We start from the raw sequence: 15,570 nt of genomic DNA, 5'->3' as shown, positions 1-15,570 counted from the left end.
GCATGAGACGTTGACGACTGTTTGCCACACGACGTAGAGCGGATGCAACCAGGTGCGATCGAAAACTGTCTGGAGGAGAGTGTCAGATGCTCAGCTTACGTTCAATCAACCAATTTTATGGACAAAATCACATCCTGTGGGATGTTGATCTGGATCTCGCCCCAGGCACCTGTACCGGCGTACTGGGACGTCCCGGCATGGGAAAAACCACGCTGGTCAACTGCATCATGGGCCATCTGCCGATTAACAGCGGCTCGATGACCTGGCAGGAAGCCAACCGCCCGCCGCAGGATCTGCTGCTGCAGCCGATGGAGCAACGGGCTGCGCTGGGCATTGGCTATGTGCCGCAAGGGCGACAGCTTTTCTCCCAGCTTAGCGTGGAAGATAACCTGCAGATTGCGCTGCTGGCCGGCGCGGGCCTGGAACGCCATCGGGCCATTCCGCAGATGGTCTATGACCTGTTCCCTGCCCTCTACTCCTTGCGCCATCAGCGCAGCGGTGATTTACAGATTGAGCAGCAGCAGCAACTGGCGCTGGCCAGAGCGCTGGTGTTGCAGCCTAAGCTGTTGATCCTGGACGAGCCAACCGAAGGCATGTCGCCGTGGCTGGAAGAGGAGATGGGCAATCTGATCCATCGTCTGAATCACGATTTCGGCCTGACGATCCTGCTGCTGGAGCAACGCATTTCGTTTATCCGTAAGGTGGCGGATTACTTCCTGCTGCTGCATCGGGGCCGCAACGTGGCGCACGGCAAAGTCGCCCAGCTGGACGAAAGCATGCTCAATACCTGGATGACGGTGTCTTGACGGTAAGGTGGGCGGAGGAAACTCCGCCCGAAGGGTTAACCGTTATAACGGCAGCTGCACGTACTGTGCCAGCTGGTCGAACTGTTCTGGCTGCGTCAGATAGGGGATCTCACCCAGCATTGGCGCCGGCAGCCGCTGTTTAAGCGCCGCCAGATACTCGGTGTGGCGTTTTCCCGGCGGTTGAATGTCATTGGCTATCCAACCCGCCAGACGCAGTCCGCTGGCCTGAATTGCCTGTGCGGTCAGCACCGCATGATTGATACAGCCTAACTTCACGCCCACCACCAAAATCACCGGCAGCTGTTCCGCCACCGCCCAGTCGGCAAAGGTGGTCTGCTCAGAGAGCGGCGTAAACCAGCCACCGGCCCCTTCCGTCAGCACCCAGTCAGACTGCGCGGTTAACGCAGCCAGGCCGGCAGAAAGCTGCTCAAAAGTAATCGGCCGGCCTTCTTCGGCACTGACGATATGCGGCGAGGTCGGCTCTGCGAAAGCCAGAGGGTTGATGCTGTCATAAGGCAGTTGCAGCACGCTGTACTTTTGTAGCGCCAGCGCATCCTCATTTCTCAACCCGTCTGCCGTCATTTCACAGCCCGAAGCAACCGGCTTGTAACCCACGCTGTGAAATCCCGCCGCGTTGGCGGCCTGAAGCAGGGCCGAACTGGCAACCGTTTTGCCCACTTCCGTATCCGTTCCGGTGATAAACCAGCGTTCACTCACGATGCATAACTCCATAAACCAGATGATAACTCAGTAAATATCCCCGCCGATCGCGCGGCCAGTGCTGCTCCAGCTGTTGCAGATGCCGGCGGCTAAGCAGTCCACCGTGACGGCCCTGATGCAAATGCGTGGCACCAATGCCTTTCAGTGAACGCAGCGCACTCAGCACGTCCGGGAATCCAACGGTCAGCGTTTGTTGCATCAGTGTCAGCGGCAGATGCTGGCCCGCGTGGGCGATGGCGTCGAAAGGCAAAAAGCGGTTAACCGGGGCGGGTAAATCCAGCGGTTGCCAGGCGGCGGACAGCTCATGTAATGAGTCGGCGGAGAGCGTCGAGAACAGCACCTGGCCGCCTGGCGAGGTCACCCTGTAAAGTTCTGTCAGTGCCAGCGATAAGTCACTGCACCATTGCACCGCAAGGTTGCTCCAGCACAGATCAAAGCTCGCATCACTGAACGGCAGCGCTTCGATATCGCCCGGCTGATAGCAATCGGCGGTGTGTAACGCCTGCGCCTGAACCAGCATTTCTGCAGACAAATCAAGCGCGGTCACATGGTTACCGGCGGCGCGCCAGTGCTGGCTGAACCAACCCGGACCGCAGCCCGCATCCAACACTTTCTGCCCCTGCCGTCGGGTGGCATAGCTGGCCAACTCTTCGCCACAGAGGCGTTGCAAGCCGGCATGTTGATTGTAGCTCTGCGCCGCCCGGCCAAACGCCTGCGCAATCGCCTGTTTATTAACGGTTTGCATGTTGCAGTCCCTCCAGCAGGCGATGAATATCTTCCGGCCGATGCGCCGCACTTAAGGTGATCCGTAAACGGGCGGTGCCGGGCGGAACCGTCGGTGGGCGGATAGCCGTCACCCAGCATCCCTGCTGTTGCAGCCTGTCGGCCAGGGCCAGCGCCTGCTGCTCTTCGCCGACGATCAACGGCTGGATCGCCGTGGCCGACGGCAGTAAAGCCAGCCCCAGCGCCTGCGCGCCCTGACGGAACAGCGCAATATTTTGCTGCAGCCGCTGACGCAGTTCGTCACCCTGCTGAATGCAGGCCAGCGCGGTCTGCAATGCCCAGGCCTGCGCCGGTGGCATCGCCGTGCTGTAGATCAGGTGGCGGGCAAACTGCAGCAGATAATCAGCGGTGTCATCATCACACAACACCGCCGCCCCGCTCAGGCCAAAGGCTTTACCAAAGGTGACCACCAGCAGTTCCGGTTTAACCTGCTGCTGCCAGCAGCTGCCGCGTCCCTGCTCGCCGGTGGCGCCAATGCCATGCGCATCGTCCACCATCAGCCAGCTTCCCTGACGCTGAGATAAGCGGTGAAGCTCCGCCAGCGGCGCGCTGTCGCCATCCATGCTGAAAACGCCTTCGGTGACCACCAGCGTCTCGCCCCCGGCCGGATGTTGCAGCAGTTTTTCAAGCGCAGCCGGTTGATTGTGTGCGAAGCGACGCAGGGTAGCGGGACTGTGAGCCGCCGCTTCGAGCAACGAGGCGTGCGCCAGCTTATCGGCGAAGATGCGGTCATTTTTCGCCAGCATCGCCGCAATCACCGCCTGATTGGCGGCAAAGCCGGAAATAAATACCAGGGCGCGTGGATAACCCAGCCAGTCGGCAAGCTGCTGCTCAAATTCCGCCTGTGGCGCATGATAACCGGTGACGTGCGCCGATCCGCCGGCCCCGACGCCATAACGTTCCGCACCCTGTTGCCAGGCCTGAACCAGCCTCGGGTCATGGCTCAACCCAAGATAGTCATTGGCGGCAAAGTTCAGATAGCACGTGCCGTCAATCTGCAAGGTCCGCGCATCGCTGTGCTGGTTAACCCGACGGGTGCGCATCTGCCCTTTTTGCTGGCGCCCGGTCAGCGCCAGGGAAATTCGATGCTGCCAGCTCACTTACACCGCCGCGTTGTAAAACTGGTCGGTATCAGCGGTCATCAGCTGTCCTGCCAACGCCTGCTGCTGCTCGTTGTCACCCGCTTCGGTGGTGGTGTGGCGCGGATTCAGGCCCAGCTTGTGGAACAGTTGCAGGTCTTTGTCTTCTTCCGGGTTCGGCGTGGTCAGCAGTTTGCAGCCGTAGAAGATGGAGTTTGCCCCGGCCATAAAGCACATGGCCTGCGTTTGCTCGCTCATCTGCTCACGTCCGGCAGACAGGCGCACGTGCGAGGTGGGCATCATGATGCGGGCAACCGCGATGGCGCGGATAAAATCAAACGGATCGACATCGTCGTTATCGGCCAGCGGCGTGCCTTTGACTTTTACCAGCATATTGATCGGCACGCTTTCCGGCGGCGTCGGCAGATTCGCCAGCTGCACCAGCAGGCCCGCGCGATCGTTAACGGTTTCGCCAAGGCCGAGGATGCCGCCTGAACAGACTTTGATCCCGGCATCACGCACTTTGCCCAGCGTATCCAGGCGTTCCTGATAGCTTCGGGTGGTGATGATGCTGCCGTAGAATTCCGGCGAGGTATCGAGGTTGTGGTTGTAGTAATCCAGTCCGGCGTGCGCCAGACGCTGCGCCTGTTCTTCGCTCAGCGTGCCCAGCGTCATACAGGTTTCCAGCCCCATTTCACGAACGCCTTTCACCATCTGCTCAAGGTAAGGCATGTCACGTTCGTGCGGGTTTTTCCAGGCTGCGCCCATACAGAAGCGATCCGAACCGGCCGCTTTTGCTTTGCGGGCCGAGGTCAGCACGTCTTCCACTTCCATCAGCCGCTCGGTGGCGAGGCCGGTTTTATAGCGTGAGCTTTGCGGACAGTATTTACAGTCTTCCGGGCAGGCGCCCGTTTTGATCGACAGCAAGGTGCTGACCTGCACCTGGCGGGGATCGAAGTGCTGGCGGTGCACCTGCTGAGCTTCAAACATCAGTTCCAGAAAGGGTTTATCAAACAGGGCCTGAGCCTGTGGGATCGTCCAACGAGTTGCCATTGCGTGCTCCAAAAAAATCTGTCGTTAATCATCTTTGCGTGGTTATACTTGTAAACTAATTTTTTTGAATTTGGTTTACAAGTAATTTATGACGCCTGCTGACCTCGCTTTTGATCGTGACCATATCTGGCACCCTTACACCTCCATGAGCCAACCGCTGCCGGTCTATCCGGTGGTCGCCGCGCAGGAGACGTCCCTGAAACTGGCCGACGGTCGTGAGCTGGTTGATGGCATGTCTTCATGGTGGGCAGCGATCCATGGCTACAACCATCCGCGCCTGAACCGGGCGATGACCGCGCAAATTGAACAGATGTCACACGTGATGTTTGGCGGCATTACCCATCCTTCCGCCGTGGCGCTGTGCCGCAAGCTGGTTGAGATGACGCCGCAAGGGCTGGAGTGCGTGTTCCTGGCCGATTCGGGATCGGTGGCGGTTGAAGTGTCGATGAAGATGGCGCTGCAATACTGGCAGGCCCGTGGCGAGCGCCGTCAGCGCTTCCTGACGCTGCGAAACGGCTACCACGGCGATACCTTCGCCGCGATGTCGGTGTGCGATCCGCAGAATTCAATGCACAGCCTGTATCAGGGCTATTTGCCTTCGCACCTGTTTGCTGCCGCACCCGCCTGTGGCTTTGACGATGAATGGCAGGCGCGTGATGTTGACGACTTCGAGCGACTGATCCGCCTGCATGCCGGTGAGCTGGCGGCAGTGATCCTTGAGCCGATTGTTCAGGGCGCGGGCGGCATGCGCTTCTATCATCCGCGTTATCTGGAAAAGGTCCGCGAGCTGTGCGATCGCCATAACGTGCTGCTGATCGCCGATGAGATTGCCACCGGATTTGGCCGCACCGGCAAGCTGTTCGCCTGCGAACATGCCGGGATTTCCCCGGACATACTGTGCGTTGGCAAAGCGCTGACCGGCGGCACCATGACCCTGTCCGCTACCCTGACCACCCGCGAGGTTGCCAACACCATCAGCAACGGTGAGGCCGGCTGCTTTATGCACGGCCCGACCTTTATGGGTAATCCGCTGGCCTGCGCGGTCGCCACTGAAAGCCTGGCGATGTTGCAGGAAGGTCACTGGCAACAGCAGGTCGCGACCATCGAAGCGCAGCTGAAAGCCGCCCTGCTGCCGCTGCAGGAAATGCCTGAAGTGGCCCACGCCCGCGTGCTGGGGACCATTGGGGTGATCGAAACCCACCGGCCGGTGAATATGGCCGCGTTGCAGGCGTTCTTTGTTGAGCGCGGCGTATGGATCCGGCCGTTTGGCAAACTGATTTACCTGATGCCGCCGTACATTATTCAAGCCGACGCCTTAGCCCAGCTCACCGGGGCAATTGCCGCCGCGCTGGTGCGTCCCGAGCTGTTTCTCAGCGCCTGACGCTGACTTATGCGCGTCACAGCAAAGCAGCGAGGCCGCTGATGCACTACGCTTTTACGGGGCAACATCCCGTAAAGGAGCAAATTTATGCCACAAGATAAACAGACTAACCGCCGTATCGTGCTGGCTTCCCGCCCGCACGGTGCGCCAACGGAAGCCAATTTCCGTCTTGAATCGCAGCACGTTCCTACCCCAGGCCAGGGAGAAGTGTTACTTCGTACCGTCTGGCTGTCGTTAGATCCCTATATGCGTGGCCGGATGAGCGACGCGCCTTCCTACGTTCCGCCGATTGGCATCAATGAAGTGATGGGCGCCGGCACCGTCGCCATCGTCGAACAGTCCAATAATGAAAATTATGCCCCGGGCGACTGGGTGGTCAGCCAGAGCGGCTGGCAGGATTTCGCCGTCTCGAACGGTAAGGATCTGTTCAAGCTTTCCGGTCCGGTCCTGAAGCACCCTTCCTGGGCGTTAGGCCTGCTGGGGATGACCGGCTTCACCGCCTATATGGGCTTGCTGGATATCGGTAACCCGCAACCGGGCGAAACCGTGGTGGTCGCAGCCGCGACCGGTGCGGTGGGCTCGATGGTCGGTCAGATTGCCAAGCTGAAAGGCTGCTACGTGGTCGGCATTGCCGGCGGCGAAGAGAAATGCCGTTACGCCGAAGAGGTTCTGGGCTTTGACCGCTGCCTCGATCACCGCGCAGCCGATCTGGCGGAAGCGCTGAAACGCTACTGCCGCGACGGTATTGACGTCTATTTCGAAAGCGTGGGCGGCAAGGTCTTTAACGCGGTTCTGCCGCTGATGAATACCAAAGGTCGCATTCCCGTCTGTGGTCTGATTGCCGACTACAACAGTACCGAAGCCGCCAAAGGCCCGGATCTTCTGCCGCAGTTCCAGAGCGCGATCCTGCGTAAACGTCTGCGGGTCGAGGGCTTTATCATCACCCAGGATTATGGTCACCGTTTCGGTGAATTCTTCAGCCAGATGAGCCAGTGGGTGGAGCAGGAACGCTTCGTCTTCCGGGAAGACTGCGTTGACGGGCTGGATAACGCGCCAGAAACCTTTATCGGCATGCTTGAAGGTAACAACTTCGGCAAAGTGCTGATCCGGGTGGCGGGCGACAAACCTTCAGGAGCAGTGAAATGAAACTCTTAATGGTGCTTACCTCACACGATCGGCTGGGTGAAACGGGGAAGAAAACCGGTTTCTGGCTCGAAGAGTTCGCCGCATCCTATTACGTGTTCCGCGATGCCGGGGTAAACGTGGTGCTGGCTTCACCGGCCGGCGGGCAACCTCCGCTGGATCCGGTCAGCGATGAACCCGATGCGCAGACCACCGACACCGATCGCTTCCGTGGCGATCTCCCGGCCCAGCAGGCGCTGGCGCATACGCAGAAACTGGAAACCATCGACAGCACCCAGTTCGATGCGGTGTTTTATCCCGGCGGTCACGGTCCGCTGTGGGACCTGGCCGAAGATCGGGTCAGCATCGATCTGATCGAAAACTTCTTTGCCAACGGCAAGCCGGTCGGTGCGGTCTGCCACGCGCCTGGCGTACTGCGCCATGTGAAAAAACCGGACGGCACGCCGCTGGTTGCCGGTAAGCGGGTCACCGGTTTCAGCAACACGGAAGAGGAAGCCGTGGGGCTGACAGATGTGGTACCTTTCCTGGTTGAGGATGTGCTTAAGTCATTGGGCGCAGAGTATGAAAAAACCGATAACTGGGGCGTTTATACACTGACCGATGGCCATCTGGTCACCGGGCAGAACCCGGCATCCTCCGCAGCAGCAGCCGAAGAGCTGCTTAAATTACTTCATCGTTAACCGCAGGAGAGGGAATGAAACTGATTAGCCAGGATTTTAACGACGGCGATAAGCTGCCGGAGCGCCAGGTCTTTAACGGCATGGGGTATGAAGGGGACAATTTGTCACCGCACCTCGCCTGGGATGACGTGCCGGCGGGCACCAAAAGCTTTGTCGTCACCTGCTACGATCCTGATGCGCCGACCGGATCAGGCTGGTGGCACTGGGGCGTGGCCAATCTGCCGGCCGACACCCGTTCTCTGCCCCAGGGTGCAGGTTCCGGCGCGGCCGAACTGCCTTCTGGATCAGTTCAGACACGCACCGACTTTGGTAAAAGCGGCTACGGCGGCGCGGCACCGCCGAAGGGCGAAAGCCACCGCTATATCTTCACCGTTTACGCCATTGATGTGGAAAAACTGGAGGTCGATGAGCAGGCCAGCGGCGCTTATCTGGGCTTCAACGTCCATTTCCATCAGTTGGGCAGCGCATCAATTACCGCGATGTACAGCTAACGCGAAAGAGCGGCTTTTCAGCGCATAAAAAAAGGGGGCGAGAAATCGCCCCCTTTTGCTGTCTGAACCAGCCTTACAGCGCGGCGATCGCCACCCACATTGGGCCCTGACCGACCGCGTAGCGCGCCAGCGGTTGCAGTAACCCCTGCTCGCCAGCAATTTTATACACTTCGATATGGTGCGATTTCTGCCCCGCCGCCACCAGATACTGTCCGGTATTATCGATGTTGAAGCCGCGTGGCTGCGTTTCGGTCGGCTGATGCCCTTCAACGGTCAGCACCGCGCCGTCTTCGCTGACGCTAAAGATGGTCAGCAGGCTGGCGGTACGATCGCAGCTATACAGATGGCGACCATCTGGCGTCAGGTGAATATCGGCTGCCCAGCGGGTTTCGCTGAAGCCAGCTGGCATGGTATCCAGGCTCTGCACCCGCTCAACCACACCCTGCGCATTGTTCAATTTCCAGACGTCAACCGTGCTGTCCAGCTCGTTGATGCAGTAGGCGTACTGCTGGTTCGGATGGAACACCATATGACGCGGGCCCGCACCTTCAACGGTGGTCACCTGCGGCTGCTTATGCGGCTGCAACTGGCCGTTTTCCTGCAAATCAAACAGACAGATACGATCCTGTTTTAATGCCGGCACGAACAGGGTTTTGTTATCAAGCGTGATATTGGCGGAGTGACAGCCGTCCATGCCGTCGATTACCTGCACCGGCTCGCCCGGCAGGCCATCGGCGCCAATCGGCGTCACACTGACGCAGGCATCGTTATACGAGCCGACGAAGACAAAACGGCCCTGACGATCGGTAGAAATATGGGTTGGGCTGCCTGGCAATGACGCGTGCCCGGCTTCCTTCAGTTTGCCTTCCGCATCAATCTGATAAGCCACGACACGGAAATCAGGGCGCACGCCCACATAGAGAAAACGTTTGTCGGGGCTAACGACCATCGGCTGAACCTGGCCTGGCGCATCAACCACCTGCAGCAGGGTTAGCGCGCCGTCATCGGCTAACTGCCAGGCATGGATCTGCTGGCTCTCCGGGCTGGCGGTATATACGACTTGTTTCATGAATTCTCCTTTTTCTGAGTAAGCTGACCTGTGGCAAAGCGTAGCGTGTTTTTCCTTCCCGCGTGGGGGGATTTGTGGCGTGTCATTTTGTTAACCCCGTCACAAGGTGTACACTCTCTGGCTCTTGTTTAGCCACTTCCGGAACTGTTTATGAGTTATCGCATCATTGCTTTGGACCTGGACGGCACCCTGTTAACGCCGCGCAAAACCATCCTTCCCGAATCGCTCGAAGCCCTGAAAAAAGCACAACAGGCTGGGGTAAAGGTGGCCATCGTCACCGGTCGTCATCATGTCGCTATCCATCCTTTTTATCAGGCACTGGCATTAGATACACCTGCAATCTGCTGTAATGGCACCTATTTGTATGATTATCATGCAAAAAAGGTCCTGCAAGCCGATCCGCTGCCGAAAGAGCAGGCGTTACGGGTGATTGAGATGCTCGACGAAGCCGGGATCCACGGTCTGCTGTACGTCGACGATGCCATGCTCTATCAGACAGAAACTGGCCACGTGACGCGCACCATCGACTGGGGATTGTCCCTGCCAGAACATCAGCGTCCGGTGTTCAACAAGGTCGACAGCCTGGCGCAGGCAGCCAAAGACGCGGGCTCAATCTGGAAGTTCGCCCTTTCCCATCCTGACACCGTCGCATTACAGCACTTCGCCGAGCGGGTCGAAAAAGAGATGGGGCTGGCCTGCGAGTGGTCATGGCACGATCAGGTGGACATCGCCAAAGCCGGCAACAGCAAAGGCAAGCGTCTGGCACAGTGGGTGGAATCCGAGGGGTACCAGATGAGTGACGTGCTGGCCTTTGGCGATAACTACAATGACCTGAGCATGCTGGAAACGGTGGGGCTGGGTGTGGCGATGGGCAATGCCGACGAGGCGATTAAAGCCCGTGCCGGCCGGGTAATCGGCACCAACCTTGAGCCAGGCATTGCGGAAACCATCTACCGCGAAGTGTTGTGAGTTGGCGCGATAATCGACACGCTTTTAATCTGGGCATATAACCACATGCCCGGTTTGATCATCAGTTCATCGCGAGCCCAGGGCGTGATGCGCGCCCACAGCTCGCTTTGTCCCACCATCAGCTTCACTTCAATCTGATCGTCAATCTCCAGCAACTCCGCCACATGGGCCGGGATCACGTTGCGAATGCTGCTGTTGACCGGCGGCTGCAGGCTTAATGACACGTCGGCGGACTGAATACGCAAACGCAGCGGCGTCTTCGCCGGGGCATCGACACGGCTGACCCAGATATGCTGATCGCCCAGCGACAATGCGGTCATCGCATAGTGCGGATGCTGCTCCAGCACCTGCACCCGCAGCACGCTACTCAGTTGGGATCGCGGTAACCACGGCCGCATCGCGCTGCTGGCCCAGACTTTTTCCACGCTGCCCATCGCCTTAACCTGGCCGTTATCCAGCACCAGCACGTTATCGGCCAGCTGCAGGATTTCATCCAGGCTGTGGCTGACATACAGGATCGGGATATCCACCGTTTTCGCCAGCTTGTGCAGGTAAGGCAGCAATTCACGCTTACGCGGCAAATCCAGCGAGGCCAGCGGTTCGTCCATCAACAGAATTTCGGGCGCGGTCAGCAATGCCCGGCCGATGGCGACACGCTGCTTTTCACCGCCAGACAGCGACGCCGGAAAGCGCGTCAGCAGATCTTCAATACCCAGCAGCCTGACCAGCTGATCAAACTCCGAACGCAGGCTTTTGGCCATGCCGTACTCGAGGTTGCCCCGCACGCGATAGTGCGGGAACAGCCGGGCATCCTGAAACACGTAGCCAATCCGCCGTTTTTCTGGCGGCAGATGAAATTTGCTCCCGGCGTCGCTTAACACCCGGCCATTCAGCACGATGCGGCCCTGCTGTGGCGTGGTCAGGCCACCGATAGCATTGATCAGGGAGGTTTTCCCGGCACCCGATACGCCGAAAATCGCGGTGATGCCCCTGGCGGGCAGCTGTGTATCGAGGGTCAGGGTATGATCGCCCAAGCGCTGAGTGAAATTGAGTTCCAGCATTACAATCCCAACCTTTTGCGGCCCCAGCGTGCCAGCCATTCAGAAATCAGCAGTGAAGCCAGCGCCAGTAAAATCGCAATGACGCAGAGCCGCGCGGCGGCATTTTCAGCACCGGGTGTTTCAATCAGCGTGTACATCGCGGAGGGAAGCGTGCGGGTTTCACCCGGAATATTCGAGACGAAGGTAATGGTGGCACCAAACTCGCCCAGCGAGCGGGCAAAGGCCAGCACGGTGCCGGCAATAATGCCCGGCAGGGTCAGCGGTAAGGTGATGGTGAAAAAGACGCGCCAGCGCCCGGCACCCAGCGTGCGGGCGGCCAGCTCCAGCTTGCTGTCGACGCCTTCAAGCGCCAGGCGGATGGCCCTGACCATCAGCGGGAAAGCAATCACCGCCGAGGCCAGCGCCGCGCCGCGCCAGCTGAAGGCGAAGGTGAAGCCAAACCAGTCATACAGGTATTCGCCGATAAATCCGCGACGGCCAAAACCGATCAGCAGTAAATAGCCCACCACCACCGGCGGCAGCACCAGCGGCAGATGAACCAGACTGTCTAACAGGGTTTTGCCGGGGAAACGGCAGCGGACGAGGACCCACGCCATCAGGATCCCGAAGGGCAGGCTAAAAATTACCGCCACTGAAGCAACTTTCAGGCTCAGGGCAACGGCCTGCCATTCGGGCTCACTCAGGATCATTTTTCAGGCGTAAATCCGTAACGTTTGAACACGGCCGCAGCGTCAGGCCCTTTCAAATAATTGTAGAAAGCGGTTACGGCGGCAGAGTTATGATCTTTCACCATAGCCATCGGGTATTCGACCGGTTTGTGGCTGTCTTCCGGGAAGATGCCAACCACCTTCACTTTTTTACTGGCAACCGCATCAGAGCCATAGACGATGCCGTAAGGCGCTTCGTTGCGCTCAACCAGTGCCAGCGCGACGCGTACGCTGTTGCCCGGTGCCAGCTGACCCGACAAGACATCCCAGGCACCTAAATGCTGCAACGCTTCTTTGGCATAGATACCGGCCGGGACATGATCGGGATCGCCCACTGACAAACGCTGTCCTTTTAACAGGCTTTTCCAGTCGGTATTTTTGGAAATCGTCACTTGCTCAGGGTGAGTCTCGGCGGGCGCCACCAGCACCAGCTCGTTACCCAGCAGCGTAAAACGGCTGGCGTCATCGATGGTTTTCTTCTGCACCGCGTAGTCCATCCACTGCTGATCGGCAGAGATAAACAGATCCGCAGGCGCGCCCTGCTCAATCTGCCGCGCCAGCGTGGACGACGAGGCGAAGGAAGAAACCACCTGCACGTTTTTGCCTTTCTGATAGCTGTCGCCAATTTCCTGCAGTGCATTGGTCAACGAGGCCGCGGCAAACACGGTGATCTTATCGGCGGCAACCGCGTGGCCGGCAAAGCTGGCGCTGAGCACGGCACCAACGAAGAAATGGCGTAATTTTACAGACATGGTGATCTCCAGAGGGTTCGTTATGTAGTTCGTAATATAACGATTTTATCTACCCTGTCATGGAGTTTATCGGTTGGAAGGGGGAAAAGCTTAAGGGGGATCAACAAAAAACGAACGCCCGGCAGGTGCCGGGCGTTTCAGGAAAGCTTAATGACGGGATTGTTCCGTCTGGTCCTTTTTATGACCGATTGTTGAGATAACGTTAAATACTTCACCCAGTCCCCAAATCAGACCGAGGATAATCGCCATCACAACAGGCACCATCAGGATTGCTTCGCCAAGACCTATCAGTAATTCAAGCATGGTCGCCTCCATTGCAGCGTAAAAAAGCCATTGTATCTACAGCCAAAAAAAGTGCACTGCCCTTTTGTGCCTTTTACCTGTTTTTACGCCCGGCCAGCCAAAGGTGTACACTGCACCCCACCCTTATTTTATCCCGAAGCGAGAGCCATTATGCAGGCAGAACTTTCCCTGATCCTGAAACTACAGCAGCGGCTGTTTGCCGACCCACGGCGTATTGAGTTGCTGAAGCAGGTTCAACAAACGGGCTCGATCAGCCAGGGCGCAAAACTCGCCGGCATCAGCTACAAAAGCGCCTGGGATGCCATTAATGAAATGAATACCCTCGCCGACCGCACGCTGGTGGACCGCGCCACCGGCGGCAAAGGCGGTGGCGGCGCCAAAGTCACCCCTTATGGCGAGCGGCTGATCCAGCTGTTTGCGCTGATGGAACAGATCCAGCAGAAGGCGTTTGATGTGCTGCAGGACGATGTGCCGTTAGGCAGCCTGCTGGGCGCCATCGCCCGCTTCTCGCTGCAAACCAGCGCGCGTAACCAGCTGTTTGGCACGATTACCGACCGCGACGATCGGGCCGTGGTGCAGCATGTTGAAGTGCTGCTGGCCGATGGCAGTACAAAAATCTCGGTGGCGTTAACCGAGCAGAGCGCCAACCGGCTGGCGTTGACCAGCGGCAAAGAGGTGCTGGTGTTAATCAAAGCGCCGTGGATTGACGTGACCACCGGCGCGTCAGACGCGGATAATCAGCTGAGTGGCACCATCAGCAAGATTGAACAGGGAGAAAGTCAGAGTGAGGTGTTAGTCGCCTTACCGGGCGGTGAAACGCTGTGTGCCACGCTTGCCAACGAACGCGTGGCAGAGCAAAACCTGCAACAGGATCTGCCGGTCACAGCACATTTTAATGCCGACAAGGTGATCATCGCCACACTGCTCTGAAACCGGACAGGAGATTTGACAGCAAGGGCATTGCGGATCCATAGTTTGCTAACAATGCATAAAATGGAATGAACAATGTCGACGTTGCAAATTTTGCAAGGCACGTTTCACCTTAGTGAGACTAAAAACCTGACCCTGGATGCGCTGACCCTGCAGGCCGGTGAAAGTTGGGCCTTTGTTGGCGCCAACGGCAGCGGTAAATCTTCGCTGGCTCGCGTGCTGGCAGGTGAACTGAATGCGGCTAAAGGCCAGCTGACCAACAGCTTTGTCCGCACCGTCCGCCTCTCCCTGGAGCAGTTGCAGAAACTGGTGGCGGAAGAGTGGGAGCGAAATAACACCGATTTGCTCAGTCCCGGTGAAGACGATACCGGCCGCACCACCGCAGAAATCATCCAGGAAAATACCAAAGATCCGCAACGCTGCCAGCAGCTGGCCGCGTTATTTGGCATCACGCGGCTGTTGGATCGCCGCTTCAAATACCTGTCCACCGGCGAAACGCGTAAAACCCTGCTGTGCCAGACGTTGATGTCGCAACCGGACCTGCTGGTGCTGGATGAGCCGTTTGACGGTCTGGACGTTGATTCTCGCGCCAATCTGGCACAGGTGCTGGCCGGGCTGCATCAACAAAACTGCACGCTGGTGCTGGTGCTGAACCGCTTTGATGATATCCCTGATTTCATCGATAACGTGGGCGTGCTGGCTGAATGCACGCTGACCCACGTGGGTCCCCGCCGTGAAATCCTCGCCGAAGCCTTAGTCGCCCAGCTCGCTCACAGCGAACAGCTGGCGGGGATGGCCCTGCCCGAAGCCGATGACGCCGGAAGTAAGCCTGCGCTTGTCGCCGGCGATCCGCTGATTGTGCTGCGCGATGGCGTCGTCTCCTATAACGATAAGCCGATCCTCAATCATCTCAGCTGGGAAGTGAAACCCGGCGAACACTGGCAGATCGTCGGGCCGAACGGCGCAGGAAAATCCACGCTGCTGAGCCTGGTGACCGGCGATCATCCGCAGGGCTACAGCAACGATCTGACGCTGTTTGGCCGCCGCCGCGGCAGTGGTGAAACCATCTGGGATATCAAGCAGCATATTGGTTACGTCAGCAGCAGCCTGCACCTGGATTACCGGGTCAGCAGCAGCGTGCGCAACGTGATCCTCTCCGGCTATTTTGACTCCATTGGCATTTATCAGGCGGTGTCCGATCGCCAGCAATCGCTGGCTAAGCAGTGGCTGCATTTGCTGGGGATGGAAAAGCTCGGCGATGCGCCGTTCCACGGCCTGTCCTGGGGACAGCAGCGGCTGGTCCTGATCGCCCGCGCGTTGGTGAAACATCCGGCGCTGCTGATCCTCGATGAGCCGTTGCAGGGTCTGGATCCGATCAACCGTCAGCTGGTTCGCCGTTTCGTCGATGTGCTGATTGGCGAAGGCGAAACGCAGCTGCTGTTCGTCTCCCACCATGCTGAAGATGCGCCGCACTGTATTACCGATCGCCTGACGTTTGTCGCCGAAGGCGAGCACTATCGCTATCAGCGAGATATAATGATGTAACCGCTACCACTAATTATTGCTTACCACCATCGACGCATGGATTATTTTGCCGTTTTTACTGACAGTTCGGATTATTCAACTTGTGTAAACGATTCCAT

Annotated in this window: 17 protein-coding genes; 8 read left to right on the top strand and 9 right to left on the bottom strand. The window is 58.3% G+C overall.

Annotated elements, in window-relative coordinates; genetic code table 11:
* The first annotated feature begins 86 nt into the window (after positions 1-86).
* Positions 87-806: an ABC transporter ATP-binding protein gene (locus tag EBC_RS08445; RefSeq protein ID WP_013201367.1), complete on the top strand. Its 720-nt coding sequence runs from the start codon at positions 87-89 to the stop codon at positions 804-806.
* Between the two features lie 42 nt (positions 807-848).
* On the opposite strand, the gene bioD is transcribed toward EBC_RS08445, so the two are convergent.
* Genes bioD through bioB form a run of 4 tightly spaced genes read right to left on the bottom strand, consistent with a single transcriptional unit; the run spans position 849 to position 4,441 of the window.
* Entirely contained in the window at positions 849-1,538 is a 690-nt protein-coding gene (bioD, locus tag EBC_RS08440) for a dethiobiotin synthase (protein WP_157868010.1), read from the bottom strand.
* Positions 1,516-2,271 carry a malonyl-ACP O-methyltransferase BioC gene (gene bioC, locus EBC_RS08435; protein ID WP_013201365.1) on the bottom strand — a complete coding sequence of 252 codons (756 nt, stop codon included), beginning with the start codon at positions 2,269-2,271 and terminating at the stop codon, positions 1,516-1,518. Before bioC ends, bioD begins: the two co-directional genes overlap by 23 nt.
* Positions 2,258-3,409: an 8-amino-7-oxononanoate synthase gene (gene bioF, locus EBC_RS08430; protein WP_013201364.1), complete on the bottom strand. Its 1,152-nt coding sequence runs from the start codon at positions 3,407-3,409 to the stop codon at positions 2,258-2,260. The genes bioC and bioF overlap by 14 nt, the downstream gene beginning before the upstream one ends.
* On the bottom strand, positions 3,410-4,441 hold the full coding sequence (gene bioB / locus EBC_RS08425) for a biotin synthase BioB (protein WP_013201363.1): 1,032 nt from the start codon (positions 4,439-4,441) through the stop codon (positions 3,410-3,412).
* An 88-nt stretch (positions 4,442-4,529) separates the two neighbouring features.
* On the opposite strand from bioB, the gene bioA reads away from it, so the two are divergent.
* The 4 genes from bioA (at position 4,530) to EBC_RS08405 (ending at position 8,136) form a co-directional block, all read left to right on the top strand.
* On the top strand, positions 4,530-5,822 hold the full coding sequence (gene bioA / locus EBC_RS08420) for an adenosylmethionine--8-amino-7-oxononanoate transaminase (RefSeq protein WP_013201362.1): 1,293 nt from the start codon (positions 4,530-4,532) through the stop codon (positions 5,820-5,822).
* Between the two features lie 87 nt (positions 5,823-5,909).
* Entirely contained in the window at positions 5,910-6,968 is a 1,059-nt protein-coding gene (locus EBC_RS08415) for an NADP-dependent oxidoreductase (protein WP_013201361.1), read from the top strand.
* Entirely contained in the window at positions 6,965-7,645 is a 681-nt protein-coding gene (locus tag EBC_RS08410; RefSeq protein WP_013201360.1) for a type 1 glutamine amidotransferase domain-containing protein, read from the top strand. The genes EBC_RS08415 and EBC_RS08410 overlap by 4 nt, the downstream gene beginning before the upstream one ends.
* A 14-nt stretch (positions 7,646-7,659) precedes the next feature.
* A complete protein-coding gene (locus EBC_RS08405; protein WP_013201359.1) occupies positions 7,660-8,136 on the top strand; it encodes a kinase inhibitor in 477 nt (158 codons plus the stop codon).
* Between the two features lie 73 nt (positions 8,137-8,209).
* Here EBC_RS08405 and pgl read toward each other — a convergent pair whose 3' ends face one another.
* Entirely contained in the window at positions 8,210-9,205 is a 996-nt protein-coding gene (gene pgl, locus EBC_RS08400; protein WP_013201358.1) for a 6-phosphogluconolactonase, read from the bottom strand.
* A 150-nt stretch (positions 9,206-9,355) separates the two neighbouring features.
* Between pgl and EBC_RS08395 the strand changes: the two genes are divergently transcribed.
* A complete protein-coding gene (locus tag EBC_RS08395) occupies positions 9,356-10,174 on the top strand; it encodes a pyridoxal phosphatase (protein ID WP_013201357.1) in 819 nt (272 codons plus the stop codon).
* Here EBC_RS08395 and modC read toward each other — a convergent pair.
* From modC to EBC_RS25065, 4 genes are all read right to left on the bottom strand, one after another.
* Complete coding sequence (gene modC / locus EBC_RS08390; protein ID WP_013201356.1) at positions 10,156-11,235, bottom strand: molybdenum ABC transporter ATP-binding protein ModC; 1,080 nt, start codon at positions 11,233-11,235, stop codon at positions 10,156-10,158. The two genes, EBC_RS08395 and modC, sit on opposite strands and share 19 nt — an antisense overlap.
* Positions 11,235-11,924: a molybdate ABC transporter permease subunit gene (gene modB, locus EBC_RS08385; RefSeq protein WP_013201355.1), complete on the bottom strand. Its 690-nt coding sequence runs from the start codon at positions 11,922-11,924 to the stop codon at positions 11,235-11,237. Before modB ends, modC begins: the two co-directional genes overlap by 1 nt.
* The gene (gene modA, locus EBC_RS08380; RefSeq protein ID WP_013201354.1) at positions 11,921-12,694 is read right to left on the bottom strand and encodes a molybdate ABC transporter substrate-binding protein; all 774 of its coding nucleotides are present in this window, start codon (positions 12,692-12,694) and stop codon (positions 11,921-11,923) included. The genes modB and modA overlap by 4 nt, the downstream gene beginning before the upstream one ends.
* A gap of 147 nt (positions 12,695-12,841) precedes the next feature.
* The gene (locus EBC_RS25065) at positions 12,842-12,997 is read right to left on the bottom strand and encodes an AcrZ family multidrug efflux pump-associated protein (RefSeq protein ID WP_013201353.1); all 156 of its coding nucleotides are present in this window, start codon (positions 12,995-12,997) and stop codon (positions 12,842-12,844) included.
* 150 nt (positions 12,998-13,147) lie between these two features.
* On the opposite strand from EBC_RS25065, the gene modE reads away from it, so the two are divergent.
* A complete protein-coding gene (modE, locus tag EBC_RS08370; RefSeq protein ID WP_013201352.1) occupies positions 13,148-13,927 on the top strand; it encodes a molybdenum-dependent transcriptional regulator in 780 nt (259 codons plus the stop codon).
* Positions 13,928-14,002: 75 nt separating this feature from the next.
* A complete protein-coding gene (gene modF / locus EBC_RS08365) occupies positions 14,003-15,472 on the top strand; it encodes a molybdate ABC transporter ATP-binding protein ModF (RefSeq protein ID WP_013201351.1) in 1,470 nt (489 codons plus the stop codon).
* Positions 15,473-15,570: the final 98 nt, after the last annotated feature.

Source organism: Erwinia billingiae Eb661 (assembly GCF_000196615.1).
GTDB classification, from domain to species: Bacteria; Pseudomonadota; Gammaproteobacteria; order Enterobacterales; family Enterobacteriaceae; genus Erwinia; species Erwinia billingiae.
The sequence above is the reverse complement of the archived record's forward strand: the minus strand, read 5'-3'. Positions and strand labels throughout refer to the sequence as shown.